Raw genomic sequence first — 19,581 nt, 5'->3', positions numbered from 1 at the left:
CCTCCTTTCTCCTTATACATACTCACCGATCAGATCGGTCTCCGTATTGCGCTCCAATGCGGCAATGACCGCATCGATATGTTCATATTTGCTGAACTGCTCCGGCTGGAACACGAGCGCCCCCGTGCGGATGACGAGCTTCAGCGGGCTCCCGCTCCGGTCGACGGCTTCAACATTCATCATAGCCTGCTTAATCCGGGCGGTGAGCTGCTGCAAATGCTCCTGATTCGTCATCGGATACAAGACCACAAAACGCCCTTGGTCGATGAAAAATTTATAATCCTCGTAGCGGATCTGCTTCTGGATCGTGTGCGATAACTCGAGCAGCAGCCGAGCGTACCGCCTGGAACCGAGCGACTCTTTGACGAGCGGCAAAAATTCGATTTTAAACATCGCCATACAGAAGTCGTAACGCTGCGGATAACGCTTGGCGAGATTGGAGTGTTTGATGACGGCATCCTCCAGGGACAGCTTGTTCCCGAGGGACGTATCGAGGTCCAGCTGCGGGCTCATGTCCTTCAAATCCTCCAGCCGCTCGATCAGTCTCCGGTTGCGGATCAACCCGGAATGAATCACGGAGGCCAGAATCATGTTGGCGGGAACGAGCAGCAGCCATGAGAAAGATAAGATATCCACATGTGCATAAGTGTTCAGCCACACAAAATAACTCACAAGATAAAAGAAGACGGCCACCGCCGTGACGCCGACCGGCATAAAGAAGCCGATCAGCAGCGCAGCCAATGTCCCTAGACTGAACAGCAGCTCCTGTGTGGTATAGGCTTGATCTGCATATACCTTGATAAAAATAAGCAGCTCCTGAATCATGATGACAAACACAAGGATGAGATAGCCTGCTTCAATACGTCGTGTCGGCGTTTGGTCTTTCATCGGCATCCTTCCTTTACAGCAGCTACAGCAGCCAAAATTGGAATCAATTTCTAATTATTACCCCATTTACAGACGATGTCACAAAAAAACACCCCCGCAAAGCGGCGGCTTTTTACTCAGCTGCCTTCGGACTCTGCGAGGGATTGAACTTCATATTTTTTTAAGTACGTGAAAAAATCATTCCGATGAAGAGAATGCCGACCTGTTAATGATCGTCCTTCCAAATGACCCGGTCCCCATAATGACTGCCCCAGTCGTACATCATCTTCAGCACCGGCATCAGCGAGCGGCCGTATTCGGTCAGCGAATACTCCACCCGGGGAGGGACCTCCGGATATACCTTCCGCGAAATCAGCTGATCGTCTTCCAGCTCCCGAAGCTGGTTGGTCAGCATTTTTTGGGTCACATTGGGGATCAGCTTCTTCAGCTCGCCAAACCGCTTCGTCCCCTCAAGCCCCAGATGCCACAATATAATCAACTTCCATTTGCCGCTGATCACGGCAAGGGTCAGTTCCTTCGCGCAATTGATTTCTTTTAAATTGATACGGTCTTTAATTTCCGTTGCCACGCTGCCACCTCCTTCTTATAGGATACTACACGATTCGCTTTTTCGCTTGATGCAAAAAAGAACCATCCCTCGGTCTGCGACCTCCGGGATGGCTCCTGTTTGGATTGGTATCTTTTTCAGGTGAAGCTTTACTCCAGGTTGGCGTGTCTGCCGAACATCTGGGAGGAATCTTGACCCCGCTGCTCCATCAACCGGAGAATAACGGCATCGTACAAAATGATCAGCGTTTGCTCAAACAGCGATCCCATCGGCTGAATAGTCGCCTTTTCTCCGCTGCCCGCTGTCTGCTGATCCTTGGGCGTACCCGGGAGACGGACCGGGAGATCGGACAACCGGCCCAGCGTGGAATCCGGGTGAATGGTTGCGGTGACGACCGCTGCTCCGATCTCCTTGGCCTTTCTGGCCATCGTGACCAAGCTTTGCGTCTCGCCTGACCCGGACCCGATGACAAGCAGGTCCCCCGGGCCGATTCCCGGTGTCACTGTCTCGCCGACCACATATGCGGGAATTCCGAGATGCATTAACCGCATGGCCAGCGCCCGGCCCATCAGGCCCGACCTGCCGGCTCCCGCCACAAACACATTTCCGGCTTCAAGAATCATCTCAGCCAACTGATCCGCTTCTCCATTCGAGATGCGGGTAATCGATCGCTGCAGCTCCTTCGTAATTTCGAGGGCATAATCGGCCGTGTTCATCTTAGACCTGACTGACCAGCTGCTTCATCTGCGATGCCGCAGCCCGCTTGTCATCCTGACCGGTGATTCCCCCGCCCACAATAACCAGATCCGGGCCGGCCGCAATCACCTGAGGCAGCGTGCTCAGCTTGATCCCGCCGGCAATGGCCGTTTTGGCGCGGTTCACCACGCGTTTGATCGTCAGCAGGTCTTCAAAGGAGCTGATGCCTGCAGCCTGATGATCGTACCCTGAATGCACGCAGATATAATCCACGCCCATTTGGTCAATTTCCTTGGCGCGCTGTTCAATATCCTTCACATTGATCATATCGACCATGACTTTTGTGTTCTGCTTTCTAGCTTCTTCCACGGCTCCACGGATGGTGGAATCGTCTGAGACGCCGAGCACGGTGATAATGCTCGCTCCGGCCTCGGATGCCTTCATGACTTCGTATCCGCCGGCGTCCATGATTTTTAGGTCTGCCAGCACGCGCAGGGAAGGGAAGGCTTCTTTCAGTTCTTTCACCGCCCGAAGCCCCTCATTGATGACGATCGGCGTTCCGATTTCCACGATGTCTATATATTCAGCAACCTCGTTTACGATTTCCTTGGCTCCGGGAATATCGACAAGATCAAGTGCCAATTGAAGTTCCATAGTGCGTTTGTCTCCTTTATGATCGATTTGGTTCGTGAACCACAACCCCATTGTAGTGGCTCTATTTCGCTTGCGTAAGTAGGCACTTTATCGTAATGAAGTTACCTCGGCGTAACTATTGGAGGTCCAAAGAACACAAAAAAGGCCCCCTTTAGGGGACCTTCACGACCAAAAGTGTACGGCATCATGCTGGCCGGAGCAGGGCTTCTACTGCTCCTTTTTCCCGCCGTACCGCACGGCATTATACCGCTCGATAAGCGTATGGACCGCTTCCGGCGCCATGCCGGTAAAGCTCTCTCCCGCTGCAAGCTCGGCGCCGTTCTCCGCAGGCGTCCGGCTCGCCCGGAACGCGAATCCTTTCTTGACCGCACGGCGGATCAGGCTCTCGTAAGCCTGACGCGGGTCGCTGCCGCTGATATCCGGTTCCTTGCGGAAGCGGCGGAACCGGCGGGGCTTGGCGGCAACGCGGTCGATTCGCTCGACCTCATCCACGAAGTCCGCCGTCTCCTCGGAAATGTGCCGGATCTGGCGCAGCAGCCCGAGCCGGTAAGCGAGGCGCCGGACCCAGCTTCGGATGCGCTCCGGAAGCCAGCGCCGGAACAGCTTATACAGCAGCATCCCCAGCAAAACAAGCGCAGCCAGGCAAAGAATGCCCAGGACGACATAGCCTATGACTTTCAGCCACATCGGGTGCTGCACCGGACCCTGATCCATTCCGGACAGATCGGGCATCATCGGATCGGCGGGTGCTTGCGGAGGCTGTTCCACAGACTGTCCGTTTCCTCCCAAGCCTTGGAGGAGAGACCGGAGGCCGTCCCGCAGGAAGAGGAAGATCGCACCAAGGCCCTTCCATCCGCTGAGCAGGGCGATGACGGCAATGACGATCCACGTCATCGAGCGGTTTGCTGTCAGGATCCGGCCAAACAGCTGACGGTCGGCCTGCTCAGCGTGCGAGGCGTCCCGGACCCGCTCGCCGTTCATGCGCAGCAGGAGGGTGAATAACGTAATCATCGCCATCACGTACAGCGACGTGCGGTGCGGATGAAGGGCGCTGACCTGGCCGGCCGTAATGTACAGCACGAGCGAGGCGCCAAGGCCGATCAGCGGCAGCCGCTGCACCGCTGTCTTCCACCACTGCTTGCGCCCGGCGATCAGCCCGCGGATCGCAGCCGCCAGCAGGGCCACAGCGGCCAGCGCCGCGGCGAGCCGCAACCCGAACACGGCCAGGGGCAGCAGAACAGCGGCCGCCAGCGGGATCGGCGTCCACAGGCGTCCGCCCCCGCTGCGGGACTGCTCCCGGCCGGCCAGCACGCCTGCAGCGTGAACAACCCCGGCAAGCAGCCAGATGAGCAGCGGATGGAGCGGCAGCGCATATGCCGCAAGCAGCACGGCCACAGGGTACAGCGAGGCGGACTCGAGCAGCGAGAAGTATAGTGCTTCCCCGGCTCCCCGGTAACGGGCTTGCGCTTGCTGACGTATCATACCGCCGCCTCCCTCGCATCCGGCCATTCCGCAACCGATACGCGGTGGCCTTTGTTCTCCAGTCCGTGGATGCTCTCCCGGACCGCTTCAGACAGATGCGCCGTAATGAGCAGATAATCGACCGTCTCTTCCTGCTCGCGCTCCGCTTCCAGACGCAGCATTTCGTGGAATGACATCCGCGTCTTCATGTCCACACCGGCCATGGCCTCCAGCAGGTTCTCCAAATGGGCCGTGCCGTAATCCGGATCGAGCCGGAGCATGGCCTGGCTCTCCGGATTAACCGACGCATTATGGGTGAAGCCGGCGGCCATACCCTGGTGGATCAGCGAAGCGGCACAGGTGGCCGCATAGGACAGCGCATCCTCGACCATCTCCGGCCGGGTCACCACATTCCACATCTGCTCGGACACCTCGATGTTCAGGCAGATCATGACCCGCGGATCGGCGGTATAGCCGTGCTTGTGCACCTGAAGCTCGCCCGTTCTGGCGGTGGCTTTCCAGTGGATCCGGTTCATCGGATCTCCCGCGGCGTATTCCCGGATTCCGGTAATGAGGAATGGATCCTCAACGACCCAGCGCCGCACCGCGAGCTCCCCCTGCCATGTCTTCCAGGAGGAAGGCAGCCGGTCATCGCCCAGCAGCTCCGGGTAAACGACAAGCCGTTTGCTGAGCGTAATTTGCCGTGACGGGGTGTAGACCGCAAACAGGTCCCCGCCGGTCATCGTGGCCGAGTCCATCCGGTAGATCCCCCGGCGGGTACACTGGATTTGATGCGTCCGGGTAATCCGGGTCCGGGGACGGAGCATAAATAAACTCGTATGATTCTGATAAATATTCCCCTCGCTGATCGAGGTTTCCCGGCTGCGCTTAAACATCAGGGACGAAGGAAGCATCGCTTCCAGGCGCAGCCAGGGCACCGGAAACATTTTGCCGTTTTCGATCACCTCGACCATTTCGATCCGGTCCCCCACGTAACAGGTTTCCGTGCTGAAATGGCGCTCGTACGTCAGATTCCGCAGCGATCCCCTGCCCAGGATCAGGCCCTGCAGCACCAACACGCCGCCGCAGGCCAGAAGCAACCACAGCATCGCCATTATCTCACGCCGCTTTCCAGTCCCGCTTCGCTGGGAACTGCGATGTGATCCAGCACCTCAAGCAGAATGCGCCGGGCGGCCTCATGCTGCCCGCCGTAGCGCTTCTTGAGCACCAGTCTGTGAGCGCAGACCGGCACCAGCAGATGCTTAATGTCATCGGGGAGTACATACTCCCGTCCATTTAACGCAGCATAAGCCTGCGCCGCGCGCAGCAGCGCCTGGGTTCCGCGGGGGCTGATGCCAAGAGCCACTTCCGCATGGACGCGGGTCGCTTCGGCCAGGGATACGATGTATCCCATCAAGTCCTCGCTCACGCTCACCTGCGTGCACAGCTGCTGGGCTTCCAGCACCTCGTCGGCTGTTGCCGTGCGCTCGGCCCGCTCTGCCGTTAAGCCGGCCGGTCCCTGCGTCCGCTTCAAGATCTCCTTCCCTTCCGCTGCGGATGGGTACCCCAGCTTCATGCGGATCATAAAGCGGTCCATCTGGGCTTCGGGCAGCGGAAACGTGCCCTGGTTGTCGACCGGGTTCTGGGTGGCCAGCACCATAAACGGCCGCTCCAGCGCCATCGTCTGCCCATCAATGCTGACCTGCCGCTCCTCCATACACTCCAGCAGGCTGGACTGGGTTCTGGGCGTGGCCCGGTTAATTTCATCCGCAAGCACGATCCGCGAGAACAGCGGACCCGGGCGAAACTGAAACTCGCCGTCCTTCTGGTTGTAGAAATGGATGCCCGTCAAATCCGACGGCAGCAGATCGGGGGTAAACTGGATCCGTTGGAAGCTGAGCGACAGGGACGCCGCCAAACTTTTGGCAAGCAGCGTTTTACCGGTCCCCGGCACATCCTCCAGCAGCACATGTCCTGACGCCAGCAAGGCGGTTAGCAGCAGCTCCACTTCTCCCTCTTTGCCGACAATGACTCTCCCGATATTCTCTTTCAGTTTCACAGCCAACTCGCGAACTTGATTCACCTGCATTGCATTCCCATCCTCTCCTGTATGACTGCCCGCGCTTTAAGCTAAGGCAATCTACGGTTTATGATTAAAGCGTTTACAAGTGTCTTTGATACCCCCGGCAGACTGGACCTTTACGCCGGGAACGGTTCAGCTACAGATCTTCCGGCAGGCCGTTCTCTATGACCGGACGGTTTTGCTATATTTTATCACCGACAGAAGCATTAATCACCTATCAGGGGTAAAATCCGGCTAAATCGATTGAACTAACGTTTTGCTTGATCTTCCTGTTATAACAACTCAATAGTGGCCTATAACATTCATTTCTTTAGTTCATTCTATATCAAACGCCCTATTTTTTGCCCCTACGAGACAGTTGTCCCTCACAAAATCCGGCAAACATCACTAGGATGAACCATACCACAGACAAAGGATGGGTGATATGAGGAGGTATCTTAAAAGCCACTGTTGCGGTTATGCCCGCCGGCATATGGCAAGACGACTGAAGAGACACTCTCGTTCACGGTCACAGGGCAAGCTCATCGTCAGCATCGTCCGAGGCGAAAAACGGCTGACGACCAAAGTTCCGCTCCGCAGGTTCGATAAGTTCGTGTTTGTCATTAACGATCAATTCACCAACGCACCGAATACGACGCAGATCGCCAGCGGTGCAGGCCACAGCAGTGCGTCGGGAAGCAACGCGGCCATCGGTTCCCCGAATACGGACCAGCAGGTCAGCGTCGGAGCCGGAGGCACCGCCGATAATATCAGCATCCTCCGCGAGCCCGCTCACGCCTGCCGCGGTAAGCGGAAACGCTCGCACCGCCGGAAGAAGGAAGCCATCTTCGTCCTGAATCACCAGCGGGTTCAAATGCCGGAGGGAAGCGAGGAGGCTGCCGCCACCCAAATTGCCAGCGGCTCCGGCACACACAGCACGAGCGGCACCAACTCCACCATCGACAGCCCTTGCACCAGACAGCAGGACTCGGTCGGCGGCGGACCCGGCGCTAGCGGCACGAACAAGTTTGTGAAGAAGAAAAAACGGAATCACCATATCCGCCGTCATTATTAAGAAAACAGTCAAATCCAATTCGTTGACGGCCGCCGCGCCAGAACGTATGATGACGCTTAGAGGTGATTGATGTGAACACGCTGCTCATTCTGGGCGGAATCATGATGTTTTTGGCCGTGGCCATCGGCGCATTCGGGGCGCACGCCCTGAAGGAAAGACTCGATGATAACCGGCAGAAAACCTATCAGACGGGAGTCCAATATCATTTGGCTCATGGACTTGGCCTGCTGTTGATGGGCCTCTATGCCCCATCCGCCGCACATGCGGGCACCATCCAGCTCGCAGGATGGCTGCTGTTTGCGGGAATTCTGTTATTCTCGGGAAGCTTGTACGCGCTGAGCGTGACCGGCATTCGCAAGCTGGGGGCAATTACGCCGATCGGCGGGGTGGCCTTTTTGGCGGGATGGGTCGTATTCATCGTGGCTGTGGCTGGCTAACCGATTGAGAATAGGGCTGTTTCGTATAAATGCCCCTAGGCATGACAAAAGCCTGCAGATTTGCAGGCTTTTTCGTGATCTTCATGTTTTAAAAAGGGAGCTACCCTGTAAAACAGGATGCCTGCCTCAACCGTTTACCGCGCTGGCCTGGCCCGCGCCTCTGCCGTTTTCCTTGCGGATTTGCTTGCTGCGCAGCTGTCCGCAGGCCGCGTCGATATCGGTTCCATGCTCCAGCCGGACGCTGACGCTGACCCGGTTCTTTTTGAGCGTGTCATAGAAAGCCAGGATCGACTCCTGAGCGCTTCTCTGATATTGGCTGTGCTCATCGACCGGATTGTACGGGATCAGGTTGACGTTGACCAGCTGTCTGCGGTCACCGATCAGCTCCGCCAATTCAGCCGCGTGTTCCCTGCCGTCATTGACGTCCTTGAGCAAAATATACTCGAGCGTCACTCGGCGCTTCGTTTTGGCCAGATAGTAATCCATGGCCCTCAAGACCTCCTCAATCGGATAAGCCTTGTTAATTTTCATAATCCGGGTTCTCAGCTCATTGTTCGGCGCATGCAGCGAAATCGCCAGGTTCACCTTCAAATCGCGGTCGGCAAATTCCATGATCTTCGGAGCCAGCCCGCTGGTCGATACAGTAATATGGCGGCCGGCAATCGCCAGCCCTTTGCGGTCCTTGACCACATTGATGAAGTCGACCATGTTCTCAAAATTATCAAACGGCTCCCCGATGCCCATTACGACAATATGGCTGACGAGATCACCCGGCTTGTTCTGGTCCAGGAACAGCTGCACCTTCATGAGCTGCTCCACAACTTCCCCGGAGGACAGGTCCCGGCTTTTCTTCAGCAGTCCGCTCGCGCAGAAGCTGCAGCCGATATTGCAGCCGACCTGGGTCGTCACGCAGACGGAAAGGCCGAACTTATGGCGCATCAGCACCGTTTCGATCAGGTTGCCGTCCTGCAATCGGAACAGAAACTTGACCGTCCCGTCGGCCGACTCCTGCTTCACATGCTCTTCGAGCGTCTGGATAACGTAATGCTCCGCAAGCAGCTTCACGCAGTCCGGATTGGCATCCGTCATATCGGCAAAATCGGTGACCCGTTGTACATATAGATAGTCCCACACCTGAGAGGCGCGGAATGGTTTATGTCCATATTCAAGCAGCCATGCAGACAGCTGATCGAACGTTAATCCATAGATGGATGGTTTGTTCATCGTTTTTCCTCTTTTCAAAAGCTTTAAATGCATACTCTCTCTACTTTACCAGATCCGGCAGGCAATCTGTCTATTATTGTCCCAAATTTTTTTTGTTAAAACAAGGGATGCAGCGGGAATTTAGCCACGGATGGGGGCTGCTGGCTCCGCCATTACGGCGTCCTGTTGAAAAAGAACGATGATTTAAAAATCAGTGCCCGATTTTCGGCGGCGGGGATTCGCAGGGCTGGTCTATAATAAGAGTAAAGGATGATGAAAAAAGGAGGCCGGTCATGATTACGGCTGAACATAAAATGGAGTATTATCAGGCGCTGCTCGATAAAAAGTCGGAGTACGAGGGGATTTTCTATGTCGGGGTCAAAACGACGGGGGTTTTTTGCCGCCCGACGTGCCCGGCCAGAAAGCCCAAATATGAAAACTGTGAGTTTTACGAGACCGCGCAGGAGGCGCTGCTTGCTTCTTTCCGGCCCTGTCAGCGCTGCCGCCCGCTGTCCCATCCGAATCACGTTTCGCCGGTCGTCCAGAAGCTGGTCGAAGCCGTCGAGGCCTATCCGGAAAAACGGTGGAAGGAACAGGACTTTGATGAGCTCGACATCGATGCCTCGACGGCGCGGAGGCAGTTCAAAAAACGGTTTAGCATGACCTTTGTGGAGTATGCCCGCGCCCGCCGCATGGGGCTCGCATTCAAGCAGATCCGGTCCGGCCAGGCGGTGATCGACGCCCAGCTGTCGAGCGGGTATGAATCCGGAAGCGGATTCCGGGACGCCTTCTCCCGCATCATGGGGGCGGCTCCGGCGAAATCCGCAGACAGCCGCATCCTGCGCGCGGCATGGATCGATACGCGCCTCGGCCCGATGGTCGCGATCGCCGACGAGGAGGCGCTGTATCTGCTGGAGTTTGTGGACCGGCGGGGCCTCGAGCGCGAAGTGGAGCGGCTGCGCCAGCGGACGAAATCGGCGATCATCCCGGGCGTCACCGCTCCCATACGCTCCATCGAGCAGGAGCTGACGGCTTATTTTGACGGGAGTCTGTCCGTATTCACTACACCGCTGCATCTGATCGGCTCTCCGTTCCAGAAGTCGGTCTGGGCGCAGCTGGTGCAAATTCCGCCGGGCGAGACCCGTTCCTACTCCGGGCTGGCCGGGGCTCTCGGCAAACCGAAGGCCTTCAGGGCCGTAGCCCAGGCCAACGGCGCCAACCAGCTCGCCCTCGTCATTCCCTGTCACCGCGTCATCAATGCGAGCGGCGACTTGGGCGGTTACGGCGGCGGACTGACGCGTAAAAGCTGGCTGCTTCAGCATGAGAAGCAGTTTCTTTCAAACCAGCGGCAGCACTGATCGGAGCGTTCCCTGCTTATATAAAGGCACGCCGATCACGGATCACGAAAAACAGGAGTCCCTTTGAGGTCCAACGACCGCTCGGGTACTCCTGTTTGTTTTGACTTCGCATGCTCCGCCTATGCCTGCTGCTCCCCGCCGCTGCCCGTAAGCACAAGGCTGGCGGAGGCCGCCTCCCGGCCGTTGACCAGCAGCACGATCCGGTGCTCGCCCGGATAATGGCGGCGCGTCGTCAGATCGGCCCAGGAATGGGTTCGCGTCCCCGACAGGCGGGAGCCTCCGGGTACGGTCTTATCCGACAGCAAAAACGCTTTGCGCGATATTTTGCCGCGGGCTTTGACAAAGTCGATCCCGTATTCCACCCGGATATGGGCCGGCTGCCCGTCCCGGACGCGGATCTCGTAGTGAAGCTCTGTGCTGCCCCCGACCGCGACCTCGGACGGCTCTACCGTCAGCGAAGCGGCGGACGCCAGCGGTTCCTCCGCGGATGACTCTGCATAGCCGAACAGAGCCATCGCTTCCGGATGGGACTTCTTGATCAAGGTCCGGCAGCCGTGGCGGATAATCCAATCGGTATGCGGATGAGTACCCTTCCAGCGCCTTGCCGTCTCCAGCACCACGTCAGAATGGTCCTTTGCGATGTCGTTCAGGTTGTTGGCGACGCTCTTACGGACATAGAGCGACGGGTCCTGCTTCAGCAGCTCCAGTACGGGCAGCACCGGCGCCGGATCCTTCTTGAACATCGGCAGGGCTTGTCCCCACGGCAGCCGAGGCCGGCTGCCTTCGCTGGCCAGGCGCCGGACATGCTCGTCCGGATGCTGCGCCCAAGCTGTCATCTGGCGCATCATCCGTTCCGGGTCCCGCAGCAGAAAGGGCCTGACGGCAAACTCCGCCGAAGATTTGGACGTGAAGCGCTCGAGGGCCTTCATTGAAAGGTCCCAGTGCTCCGGCGCCTGCCCGAACACTTCCACGAAATCGGGAAAGAACAGGTACGGAAACCCCGCACAATGCTCGTCGATCGCGAAGAGCACCTCCAGCGCCTCTTCATATCGGGCGGGTAAGTGATCGCCCAGCTTTGCGCTGATCCGCCGCATACGGGCTTTCAGCTCAAGTTCCTCCCACGTGTCGTCCATGACGTCTTTGACAAACTTATCTGTATCAAACGCGGCGTGGGCCGTATGAACCTTCGCCCCGAATCCGCGCAAAAATTCCTCATTGTATACTGCCTTCAGTTCAGCCATCGGCAGACCTCCTCCTGAAGTTATTATAGTAAGCCGCAGCGGAGGAGGAAATCAACTCTCCAAGTCGTCTTACTGGCCTTACGGCTCCTTCGATTCAATCAAGCGATTCAAGTGGCGGCGTTTTACTCAATGATCCATTCGTTGAGGCCATGCCTTCGATCAGTCTGCAGCCAGCTGCTGCCGGATGTGGTCCGCTGCCTCCTCCCAATATGCCTTCATCTGCTCACGCTGCTGGATATCCGTCAGCTTTTCCTGATGGAAGCTGATCGTCGTTCCGGTCTTGGCCTCCAGCAAGCGGATCTGGACCGTGGAAGGATTGGGCCAGCCGGGCCGCTGCCAGGTCAAGCGGATTTGCTCCCCGGGTTTAACGACCCGAATCTCGCCGTGGTTTCCTTCCTTGGACGTATACGTCGTTCCCGGCTTGAATTCAAGGGCCTGGAATTTCCCAAGCCATACCATCATGCCCTGTGGGGAAGTCAACAAGGACCACGCCGCCTCCCGTGATACCGGAAACGTTCTCCGGACGCCGACCTGAAACCCGGCAGCGGCGGTCAATCCCACGGGCTTTGCTGCATCATCCGCAATGGGTACCGCCAGCTTGCTTGTTGATTTGCTCATTGTCACCGCTCCTCGCAATGTAAAAATAGTTGCCTGGCCTGTCCCGGCCGATCGAGCATCCCGTGCCACCGTCTGCCCGTTCTCTACCGCTCTTTAATCCGTTCGTTCATCGGAGTAAGGGCATCGACGAACAATGCGATGCTCGTCTGCAAAAACTGCTCCTGGGACACGGCTGTAATCAAATCCGCGTTATGCAGACGGGAAATGAAGGCACCGTAATTCATCCACATAAAAGCCATAGCCTGCGCCTCGGAATCTATGGCCTTCACCTTCCCCTGCCGGTGCATTTCCTGGAAGTACGCCGTCAGCAGCTGCTGCAGCTGCCGCGGATGATCCTGGGCCCGGTCGCGCAGATCGGACAGCTCCGCGCTGCGCAGCATGACCAGCACCAGCTTCCGGTTCCGATCCATGATGTCATGGTAGGCACGGGTTATCCGCAGCAGATCTTCACGCAAGCTCCATATCAGCCGGGTGGAAAACAGCTCCTCCATCTCGCCCGCATAATGAAAACGGTCGATCGCCTGTTCCAGCAGCTGCAGCTTGGTGCCGAATTGGCGGAACAGCGTCATCTCTATCACTCCCGCCGCTGCGGCAATTTCCTTCGTGGTTACTCCCTGATATCCCTTCTCGGCCATCAGGTCAATAGCGGTCAGCATCAGTCTGTCCCGGTTGGTCGTTGATTCCGTCATTGTGTCAGCATCCTTTGGAGTCGTCATCCGGACGATGTTAGTAATTACTAACATTCCGTTGATTCATTGTAAAACCTCCACGCGCCCGTTGTCAATAACTGGGATATAACAAAAATGACTTTTCCCATTAAAAACAATCCTATCGCCAATTCATCCGTGCCTTGAGCCGAAGCTTCGCATTTATAAAATCGTGAAAAATACGCATTGACTTTGACACTGTGTCAACCTTTTAAGATGGGGAGGAAAGGAGATGAGAACACCCTATGAAGGAAAATAAACAAGGGAATCCGCTAGGGCAGGAATGGGAACATACTGAGGGGCATCTTTTACCGGTGAGCGTCATCGGACTAGGCATGATGGGGTCGGCGCTGGCCCAAGCCTTTCTGAAGGAGGGCCGCCGGACCACCGTCTGGAACCGCACGCCCGGCAAAGCCGAGACACTCGCGGCGCAAGGCGCGGTGGCCGCTCGCACGGTCGCTGAAGCCATTGCGGCCAGTCCACTGATTGTAATCTGCGTGCTGGATTATGTGGCCGTGCAAGAAATCCTCGAGCAGGCGGGTGATGTGCTGGCCGGACGGACGGTGGTGAACCTCACCAACGGATCGCCGGCACAAGCCCGGCAGACGGCCGCATGGGCAGCCGAACACGGCGCTGAATATTTGGACGGCGGCATCATGGCTGTGCCACAAATGATCGGAACTTCCGGGGCGTTTGTCCTGTACAGCGGTTCGTCTAGTGCCTTTGAAGCCTGGCAGCCTGCATTGGAAAAGCTGGGGAGCACGAAGTACCTCGGCGGCGATCCCGGACTTGCCCCTCTCTACGACTTGGCGCTGCTGAGCGTTATGTACGGGATGTACGGCGGCCTTTTCCATGCTATAGCCATGGTCCGCTCGGTAGGAGTCCAAGCCGAATCGTTCACGCCGCTTGTGGTTCCCTGGCTTTCGGCCATGTCGGCCTCCATGCCCCAGATTGCGCAGGCGGTGGATGCCAACGATCATCGAACAGATGTATCCAGCCTCTATATCAACCAGACGGGGTTCGTCAATTTCATCGACGCCTCCAGAGAGCTGGGAATCAGTACGGAGCTTATCACGCCGATGCAGGCCCTAATCGACAGGGGAGTAGCCGAAGGTCACGGTACCGACGGCCTCACCAGGATCATCGAGATGATACAGCATCCCCTATCTGACTGACCGCCTGCTGCATCACCACAACCGGAATGGAATGGGTAAATGAAAAAAAGGAGGAATTCCATTGACAGCCAATAATCCCGTTCAGCACAGCCACCCCAGCCAAGAATCCCGGGCACCGGTGACGATTCTCGGCCTTGGTCCCATGGGACGTGCGCTGGCCGGGGCCTTCCTGAAGGCCGGTCATCCGACCACGGTCTGGAACCGGTCTGCCGGCAAAGCCACTGCTCTCGTCGCACAGGGAGCGAGTCTTGCCGGGACGGCCGCTGAAGCCGCTCTGGCCAGTCCGCTGGTCATCGTGTGCGTCCTTGATTATGACGCCGTCCATGCGATCATCCGCCCGCTGGGCGACGCGCTGAAGGGGCGTACCTTGGTGAATCTGACCGCCGACGCACCGTTTCGCGCACGCCAAACCGCCGAATGGGCGGCAGAACACGAGATTCACTACCTTGACGGGGCAATCATGACACCGACGACAACGATTGGCCAGAGCTCGGCTGTGGTTTTGTACAGCGGGCCGGAGTCCGTCTACCAAGCCCATCGTCATACCTTGGCAAGCATCGGAGGCACTTCCTCATACCTCGGGGAGGATCCCGGCCGGGCCGCAGCCTACGATGTGTCGCTCCTGGATATTTACTGGACGTCCATCAGCGGTTATATTCATGCCCTGACCTTGGCGAAATCTGAAAACATCAGTGCGAAGGAACTTCTTCCTTTTGCTCAAGGGATTAGCAGCATTCTCCCGAATATTATGGCTGGATTGGCCGAGCAAGTCGACAACAGGCAATATCCCGGACACGGCTCCAACCTGCTTTCGGCAGCCGCAGGCATGAAGCACATTATAGAAACTGCACTTTCCCATGGGATCGATACCAGCGTACTAACGGCCGCAAACGACATCGCCCTGCGCGCAATCGACGACGGGCATGGTGCGGACGGATTTTCTTTTCTTACCGAAATACTGCAAAAAAAGTAAACGTCAAGATGTCAGCCCTCGGCAAACGTCCGAGCCTGGCCGAATAGCCCAATCCACCTGGTGGATCGGGCTTCTCTCCATGATTTTTCCGCTTATCTTATCGATGCTTCTCCAAGTGGGCTGGTCTCTTCGACAGCGCTGCCCTCCTTGTTGACCAAGACCCGCTGCTCTCTCATTTGTTCGATGCGTTGATCCAGCCGCCGCTGAACGGCCATGAGCGATTGAATTTGCCCGGAAATTTCTTCGCGTTTGTCCTCGTAGGCTTCAAGCATTTCATCACAAAATCCGTCGCTACCAGTATAAGCGTTGATATCGTCATGGCACTTCAAAATTTCAAGAATTTCCTTCGTCGACATCCCAAGCTCCAAATAAATCTGGATCGTTTGAACCCGCTTGATGTCAACCTCGTCGAACTCCCGGTATTCATTGTCCAACCGCTTTGCCGTAAGTAGCTTTTGCTTCTCGTAATACCTGATCGATCGTGGGCTGACGCCGGTTGCTTTGGATAGCTGACCTATTTTCACTGTGGCAGGCTCCTTTCTGTATCGTGTCTTTCCCATTATTTTCCCATTATACCGCATCGTTCTTTGCGTAAACAGCGGCTCAGCCCTGCGCAACGATATATGCATATCCTTTTGTTTAGCACGTTATCTCAGCCTTATCGGTATTAAACCGGCTATGCAGAGGCAAAAAAGTTGAACTCCACTGCTTTTGCATCGCTCCCCAATTACATGTTAATGTTGAGATATCTGCCCCAAAAATCCCAATAACTGGATCGCAATAAACTGTAGAATCGCATATCAGACACTTCACTCTGACAACTTTCCAAGAAAAAAGAGGTGATGATGATCGCTGCATTCGTGAATAAGGAAACAACGGCCTTGTCGCATATTCTTTGGATCGGCGGCCCTCCGGATTGTGGTAAAACGACGGTTGCAGACCTGCTTGGCTCAACATACCAGTTACAGGTATATCACTTCGACCGGTATGAAATGGATCATATCCGTCGCGCGGATCCTGAGCGGCATCCCGCATTGTTCGCGTTAGGAACCAAACTCGCGGATTTGGATGAGAAGGCGTTTCTGGAATGGTTATGGCTGTCATGCACGCCAGCGGAAATGGCTACCAGTGGAAAATCGGTTTGGTTGGAGCGGCTTCACATGGTTATTGAAGATTTGCATGCCATGTCCGCGGATCGTCCCATTATCGCAGAGGGGCCCGGCTTTTTTCCGGAAGCCCTCCTCCCTTTATTACCAGATCCCCAACGAGCCATATGGATGGTGCCGAGCGAATCCTTCCAAAGGGATTCCCATCATCGGCGTCTCAAGGGGCAGCGGCGTGCCGAAGTTTTGGATGACCCCGAGCTTGCCCAGCAGAACCACATCGAACGTGACCTGCTGTGGGCCGAGCAGTACAGACAGTCTGCAAAGGAACGGGGACTACCCCTCATTGAAGTGGACGGCTCCAAAGGACCGGAAGAGGTCGCTGCCGAAGTCGAGGCTTATTTTAAAATACTTCTCCCGCCTCCAAATCATCAGCCGTGAATGGTTCCGCATGATACACGGGGGTGGCCCGGTAACGGGCCCGATCCCTGTGTATAATTACCTTTTCGGGGAGGGTTCCGCATGATTCGGTTTTGTTATGTATTGTGGACAGGCCTGTCTGTCGTCTGGTGCGCTTTTGGCCTGTTTGCTTTCTGGCCGCAGTACGGTCCGGGGCAAGAGTTTCCCTTGTTCCAGGATATCGTCACAGTCATGCTGTTTCTCCCTACCGTTTCGATGTTGTGTTATTCGCTGCTTCTGCAAGCCGTTTCCAGGTTAGTTGCAGCTTATTGGAAGCTGCGGCCTGGAGTACTGCCGGTTGTATGGTATGTTCTGGTGTCCTGCCTATTCCTGTTCTATCTGAATAATAGAAGCATATCGGCCCGGCCGCTGCTGATTCTGCTTCTCTCGGTACCCGGCCTGCTGCACTATTGGATTTCCACCATGCTCCGTATTTTGGCTTCCGTCCCGAAAACCCACATCGATCCCCGGGACGAGGATCACAAATTCCTTTGACCGTACTCTCCAAACCCTGACATATTGTTGTCAGCGTTGATGGCTATACTGAAGTTATAGATCGTATAGACCATGAACCTTAAGGAGGCGCTGCCGTCGTGACCGAGCCGATGCCCAAGCCAACCGATACATCCCCTTTTACGAAAAATGTTCCCAAGGTGCTCAGCCGCCGGGCCTTGAACCGGGCACTGCTCGACCGGCAGCTCTTGCTGCGCCGGGCAGAGATGCCGGTGCTTGACGCGCTGCGGCATCTGGCCGGCATGCAAGCCCAGGCTCCGACCCCGCCGTATTACGGCCTGTGGGCCCGGCTGGCTGGCTTCCGGCACGAGGAGCTGTCCCGGCTGATCGAGACGCGCCAGGCCGTTCGCATCGCGATCATGCGGTCGACGATCCACCTCGTGACAGCCGAGGACGCTCTGGCGCTGCGCCCGGTCATTCAGCCCGCGTTGGACCGCGGCCTGAAGGGAGGCTACGGCAAGGAGCTCGCCGGCCTGGATACCGGCGCTGTCGCCGCTGCCGGGCGGGCCCTCGTGGAGGAGGCCCCGCTGGCCTATGGCGAGCTCGGCGCCCGCCTGCAGGAGCGCTGGCCGGACCGCAGCCCGGCCGCGCTCGCCAACACGGTGCGCACGCTCGTGCCGCTCGTGCAGGTGCCCCCAAGGGGCCTGTGGGGCGCCAGCGGCCAGGCCCTGCACACCACCGCGGAAGCGTGGCTGGGCAGCCCGCCCGCGGTAGCTTCCAGCTCCGGACTCGAGGAGCTCGTCCTGCGTTACCTGGCCGCCTTCGGTCCGGCCTCAGTCAAGGACATCCAGGTCTGGTCCGGACTGACACGGCTGAGCGACGTCATCCGCCGGCTCGAGCCGCGTCTGCGGACCTTCCTGGATGAAAAGGGCGTCCTGCTGTACGACCTGGCGGACGCCCCCCTGCCGGCGGAGGATACACCCGCACCTCCGCGCCTCCTCGGCGAATTCGACAACATGCTTCTCTCCTTCGCCGACCGCTCCCGGATTATGGATGAGCGCTACCGCCGCCGCATCTTTACGGTGAACGGCATCATCCGGGCAGCGGTGCTCGTCGACGGCTTCGTTTGCGGCATGTGGAGCCTGGAGCGGAACAAGCAATCCGCCGAGCTTGTGATCAAGCTGTTTGAGCCTATCTCGGACGCCGATCAGGAAGCATTGGCCGACGAGGGCCGCCGCCTGCTGGATTTCGCCGCAGCGGATTGCCCGAACCGGGAAGTCCACTTCAGCCTTTCCGAGCTCTAACCCCGAAGCCTAGCTAGTGGCTGCCGTGGCGTGTCTTCTTGAACAAAGGGGAGCGCGACGGCCCTTAATGACCGAATTTATTCACCACGTGGACACCGCCCCGCAGCTTTCCCGTTCGCATCCGACGACTCCCACGCTTCCCATATTCCAGCCCGAATGGCCTACCCATCCCGGGCTTTTTCGCATGTTAGCAAGAACGGTCAAAACGAACCTTCTTCCATCTGCTATGCTGATATCAAAGGAGGGGCACGCTGGTGTATTCAAATCGGATTCAACACAGCATCCGGTTCATGGAGGAACAGCTTCACGAGCCGTTGACACTTGAGCAGATCGCGGCGGAGGCCGGATTCTCGCCGTTCCATTTTCACCGTCTGTTTCGCAGGGAGACCGGGCTGAGCATCGCGGAATATTTGCGAAGCCGCCGGCTGTGTCTCGCCTCGCGTATGCTCCTGTACTCGGAGGAGCCGATCATCGGCATTTCGCTGCAGTGCCATTTTGAGAGCCAGGAGGCGTTTACCCGCGCCTTTAAAAAAATGTACGGCATGCCGCCAGGGCGATACCGGAAGATGTTCAGTCTTCATACCCAGGCCCATGCCGCTCAAGGAGGAGAAATGAACATGATTGAGGAATCGATGGTAAAAGGCTGGATGCTGAGCGGCAGCCACCCGCATCAGTATGAAATCGGCCTGGACCGTCACAACGTCCATCAAGGGAACGCCTCGGGTTATTTGAAAGCCGTCACCCCGGAAGGCCCGAACGTGTTCGCCACGATGATGCAGCAATTTAAAGCCGATCGGTACCTGAAACGCAGAATGCGCTTCTCCGGCTTCGTCCGGACGGAAGGGGTTACCGAGTTCTGCGGATTGTGGATGCGGGTCGATAATCAAGCCGAGGACGTGCTGCGGTTTGACAATATGAACAACCGCCGAATTGTGGGCGACACGCATTGGAACCACTACGCCATCGTGCTTGATGTCCCGGACAATGCCGCGACGATTTCGCTTGGCGTGCTGCTGATGGGACCGGGGCAGGTATGGGTGGACAGCTTCCGGTTTGAAGAGGTTGACGAGAGCGTACCCACCACAAATTTGGAGATCGTCTACGAGCTCAGGGACGAGCCGTCTAACCTGACATTTGAAGAGTGACATCCAATATACAGTAAGGGAG

Annotated in this window: 21 protein-coding genes; 9 read left to right on the top strand and 12 right to left on the bottom strand. The window is 57.1% G+C overall.

The window, feature by feature from the left end:
• Positions 1–12 precede the first annotated feature (12 nt).
• The 7 genes from ABID47_RS22415 to ABID47_RS22385 all read right to left on the bottom strand — a co-directional run bounded on the left by ABID47_RS22415 (position 13) and on the right by ABID47_RS22385 (position 6,335).
• Positions 13–888: a diguanylate cyclase domain-containing protein gene (locus tag ABID47_RS22415; protein ID WP_116233337.1), complete on the bottom strand. Its 876-nt coding sequence runs from the start codon at positions 886–888 to the stop codon at positions 13–15.
• A 205-nt stretch (positions 889–1,093) separates the two neighbouring features.
• Positions 1,094–1,456: a winged helix-turn-helix transcriptional regulator gene (locus ABID47_RS22410; protein ID WP_076172132.1), complete on the bottom strand. Its 363-nt coding sequence runs from the start codon at positions 1,454–1,456 to the stop codon at positions 1,094–1,096.
• Positions 1,457–1,584: 128 nt separating this feature from the next.
• Positions 1,585–2,151, bottom strand: coding sequence for a 6-phospho-3-hexuloisomerase (gene hxlB, locus ABID47_RS22405; RefSeq protein ID WP_354500020.1), 567 nt, complete (start codon positions 2,149–2,151; stop codon positions 1,585–1,587).
• Between the two features lies 1 nt (position 2,152).
• On the bottom strand, positions 2,153–2,785 hold the full coding sequence (gene hxlA / locus ABID47_RS22400; protein WP_089549588.1) for a 3-hexulose-6-phosphate synthase: 633 nt from the start codon (positions 2,783–2,785) through the stop codon (positions 2,153–2,155).
• A gap of 207 nt (positions 2,786–2,992) precedes the next feature.
• A complete protein-coding gene (locus tag ABID47_RS22395; protein ID WP_354500018.1) occupies positions 2,993–4,267 on the bottom strand; it encodes a DUF4129 domain-containing protein in 1,275 nt (424 codons plus the stop codon).
• Positions 4,264–5,355 carry a DUF58 domain-containing protein gene (locus ABID47_RS22390; protein ID WP_354500016.1) on the bottom strand — a complete coding sequence of 364 codons (1,092 nt, stop codon included), beginning with the start codon at positions 5,353–5,355 and terminating at the stop codon, positions 4,264–4,266. The genes ABID47_RS22395 and ABID47_RS22390 overlap by 4 nt, the downstream gene beginning before the upstream one ends.
• A gap of 5 nt (positions 5,356–5,360) precedes the next feature.
• Positions 5,361–6,335, bottom strand: coding sequence for an AAA family ATPase (locus tag ABID47_RS22385; protein WP_116233331.1), 975 nt, complete (start codon positions 6,333–6,335; stop codon positions 5,361–5,363).
• 418 nt (positions 6,336–6,753) lie between these two features.
• Here ABID47_RS22385 and ABID47_RS22380 point away from each other — a divergent pair, with 418 nt between their 5' ends.
• Both ABID47_RS22380 and ABID47_RS22375 read left to right on the top strand, forming a co-directional pair.
• Positions 6,754–7,383: a hypothetical protein gene (locus tag ABID47_RS22380; protein ID WP_354500014.1), complete on the top strand. Its 630-nt coding sequence runs from the start codon at positions 6,754–6,756 to the stop codon at positions 7,381–7,383.
• A 71-nt stretch (positions 7,384–7,454) separates the two neighbouring features.
• The gene (locus ABID47_RS22375) at positions 7,455–7,820 is read left to right on the top strand and encodes a DUF423 domain-containing protein (protein ID WP_105445472.1); all 366 of its coding nucleotides are present in this window, start codon (positions 7,455–7,457) and stop codon (positions 7,818–7,820) included.
• Between the two features lie 126 nt (positions 7,821–7,946).
• Here ABID47_RS22375 and rlmN read toward each other — a convergent pair whose 3' ends face one another.
• Complete coding sequence (rlmN, locus tag ABID47_RS22370) at positions 7,947–9,044, bottom strand: dual-specificity RNA methyltransferase RlmN (protein WP_354500011.1); 1,098 nt, start codon at positions 9,042–9,044, stop codon at positions 7,947–7,949.
• Between the two features lie 272 nt (positions 9,045–9,316).
• Here rlmN and ABID47_RS22365 point away from each other — a divergent pair, with 272 nt between their 5' ends.
• Positions 9,317–10,381: a bifunctional transcriptional activator/DNA repair enzyme AdaA gene (locus ABID47_RS22365; RefSeq protein ID WP_354500009.1), complete on the top strand. Its 1,065-nt coding sequence runs from the start codon at positions 9,317–9,319 to the stop codon at positions 10,379–10,381.
• A 119-nt stretch (positions 10,382–10,500) separates the two neighbouring features.
• Here the strand turns inward: ABID47_RS22365 and ABID47_RS22360 are convergent, their stop codons facing one another.
• The 3 genes from ABID47_RS22360 to ABID47_RS22350 form a co-directional block, all read right to left on the bottom strand.
• Positions 10,501–11,622, bottom strand: coding sequence for a DNA alkylation repair protein (locus tag ABID47_RS22360; protein WP_326105986.1), 1,122 nt, complete (start codon positions 11,620–11,622; stop codon positions 10,501–10,503).
• Between the two features lie 159 nt (positions 11,623–11,781).
• Positions 11,782–12,240 carry an SRPBCC family protein gene (locus ABID47_RS22355; RefSeq protein ID WP_354500007.1) on the bottom strand — a complete coding sequence of 153 codons (459 nt, stop codon included), beginning with the start codon at positions 12,238–12,240 and terminating at the stop codon, positions 11,782–11,784.
• Positions 12,241–12,323: 83 nt separating this feature from the next.
• Positions 12,324–12,929, bottom strand: coding sequence for a TetR/AcrR family transcriptional regulator (locus ABID47_RS22350; RefSeq protein ID WP_354500005.1), 606 nt, complete (start codon positions 12,927–12,929; stop codon positions 12,324–12,326).
• 263 nt (positions 12,930–13,192) lie between these two features.
• Between ABID47_RS22350 and ABID47_RS22345 the strand changes: the two genes are divergently transcribed.
• Together ABID47_RS22345 and ABID47_RS22340 are read left to right on the top strand one after the other, a co-directional pair.
• A complete protein-coding gene (locus ABID47_RS22345) occupies positions 13,193–14,122 on the top strand; it encodes an NAD(P)-dependent oxidoreductase (protein WP_354500003.1) in 930 nt (309 codons plus the stop codon).
• Positions 14,123–14,183: 61 nt separating this feature from the next.
• A complete protein-coding gene (locus ABID47_RS22340; protein ID WP_354500001.1) occupies positions 14,184–15,095 on the top strand; it encodes an NAD(P)-dependent oxidoreductase in 912 nt (303 codons plus the stop codon).
• Between the two features lie 92 nt (positions 15,096–15,187).
• On the opposite strand, the gene ABID47_RS22335 is transcribed toward ABID47_RS22340, so the two are convergent.
• A complete protein-coding gene (locus ABID47_RS22335; protein ID WP_354499999.1) occupies positions 15,188–15,619 on the bottom strand; it encodes a MerR family transcriptional regulator in 432 nt (143 codons plus the stop codon).
• Positions 15,620–15,937: 318 nt separating this feature from the next.
• On the opposite strand from ABID47_RS22335, the gene ABID47_RS22330 reads away from it, so the two are divergent.
• From ABID47_RS22330 to ABID47_RS22315, 4 genes are all read left to right on the top strand, one after another.
• Positions 15,938–16,639, top strand: coding sequence for a hypothetical protein (locus ABID47_RS22330; protein ID WP_354499997.1), 702 nt, complete (start codon positions 15,938–15,940; stop codon positions 16,637–16,639).
• Between the two features lie 81 nt (positions 16,640–16,720).
• Positions 16,721–17,152, top strand: a complete 432-nt coding sequence (locus ABID47_RS22325) for a hypothetical protein (RefSeq protein WP_354499995.1) — start codon at positions 16,721–16,723, stop codon at positions 17,150–17,152.
• 98 nt (positions 17,153–17,250) lie between these two features.
• Positions 17,251–18,414: a winged helix DNA-binding domain-containing protein gene (locus ABID47_RS22320; RefSeq protein ID WP_354499993.1), complete on the top strand. Its 1,164-nt coding sequence runs from the start codon at positions 17,251–17,253 to the stop codon at positions 18,412–18,414.
• Between the two features lie 251 nt (positions 18,415–18,665).
• Positions 18,666–19,559, top strand: coding sequence for a helix-turn-helix domain-containing protein (locus tag ABID47_RS22315; protein ID WP_435530662.1), 894 nt, complete (start codon positions 18,666–18,668; stop codon positions 19,557–19,559).
• Positions 19,560–19,581 lie beyond the last annotated feature (22 nt).

The organism is Paenibacillus favisporus (assembly GCF_040545415.1).
Classification (GTDB): Bacteria; Bacillota; Bacilli; order Paenibacillales; family Paenibacillaceae; genus Paenibacillus_AQ; species Paenibacillus_AQ favisporus.
This window is presented reverse-complemented; position numbering and strand designations above follow the sequence as displayed.

What these genes read in the sequence shown, in the direction of transcription:
- ABID47_RS22355 (WP_354500007.1), bottom strand. Translation starts at nt 12,240, where the DNA reads ATGAGCAAATCAACAAGCAAGCTGGCGGTACCCATTGCGGATGATGCA.
- ABID47_RS22330 (WP_354499997.1), top strand. Translation starts at nt 15,938, where the DNA reads ATGATGATCGCTGCATTCGTGAATAAGGAAACAACGGCCTTGTCGCAT.
- hxlB (WP_354500020.1), bottom strand. Translation starts at nt 2,151, where the DNA reads ATGAACACGGCCGATTATGCCCTCGAAATTACGAAGGAGCTGCAGCGA.
- ABID47_RS22325 (WP_354499995.1), top strand. Translation starts at nt 16,721, where the DNA reads ATGATTCGGTTTTGTTATGTATTGTGGACAGGCCTGTCTGTCGTCTGG.
- ABID47_RS22350 (WP_354500005.1), bottom strand. Translation starts at nt 12,929, where the DNA reads ATGACGGAATCAACGACCAACCGGGACAGACTGATGCTGACCGCTATT.
- ABID47_RS22415 (WP_116233337.1), bottom strand. Translation starts at nt 888, where the DNA reads ATGAAAGACCAAACGCCGACACGACGTATTGAAGCAGGCTATCTCATC.
- ABID47_RS22380 (WP_354500014.1), top strand. Translation starts at nt 6,754, where the DNA reads ATGAGGAGGTATCTTAAAAGCCACTGTTGCGGTTATGCCCGCCGGCAT.
- ABID47_RS22360 (WP_326105986.1), bottom strand. Translation starts at nt 11,622, where the DNA reads ATGGCTGAACTGAAGGCAGTATACAATGAGGAATTTTTGCGCGGATTC.
- ABID47_RS22345 (WP_354500003.1), top strand. Translation starts at nt 13,193, where the DNA reads ATGAAGGAAAATAAACAAGGGAATCCGCTAGGGCAGGAATGGGAACAT.
- ABID47_RS22390 (WP_354500016.1), bottom strand. Translation starts at nt 5,355, where the DNA reads ATGCTGTGGTTGCTTCTGGCCTGCGGCGGCGTGTTGGTGCTGCAGGGC.
- rlmN (WP_354500011.1), bottom strand. Translation starts at nt 9,044, where the DNA reads ATGAACAAACCATCCATCTATGGATTAACGTTCGATCAGCTGTCTGCA.
- ABID47_RS22365 (WP_354500009.1), top strand. Translation starts at nt 9,317, where the DNA reads ATGATTACGGCTGAACATAAAATGGAGTATTATCAGGCGCTGCTCGAT.
- hxlA (WP_089549588.1), bottom strand. Translation starts at nt 2,785, where the DNA reads ATGGAACTTCAATTGGCACTTGATCTTGTCGATATTCCCGGAGCCAAG.
- ABID47_RS22385 (WP_116233331.1), bottom strand. Translation starts at nt 6,335, where the DNA reads ATGCAGGTGAATCAAGTTCGCGAGTTGGCTGTGAAACTGAAAGAGAAT.
- ABID47_RS22395 (WP_354500018.1), bottom strand. Translation starts at nt 4,267, where the DNA reads ATGATACGTCAGCAAGCGCAAGCCCGTTACCGGGGAGCCGGGGAAGCA.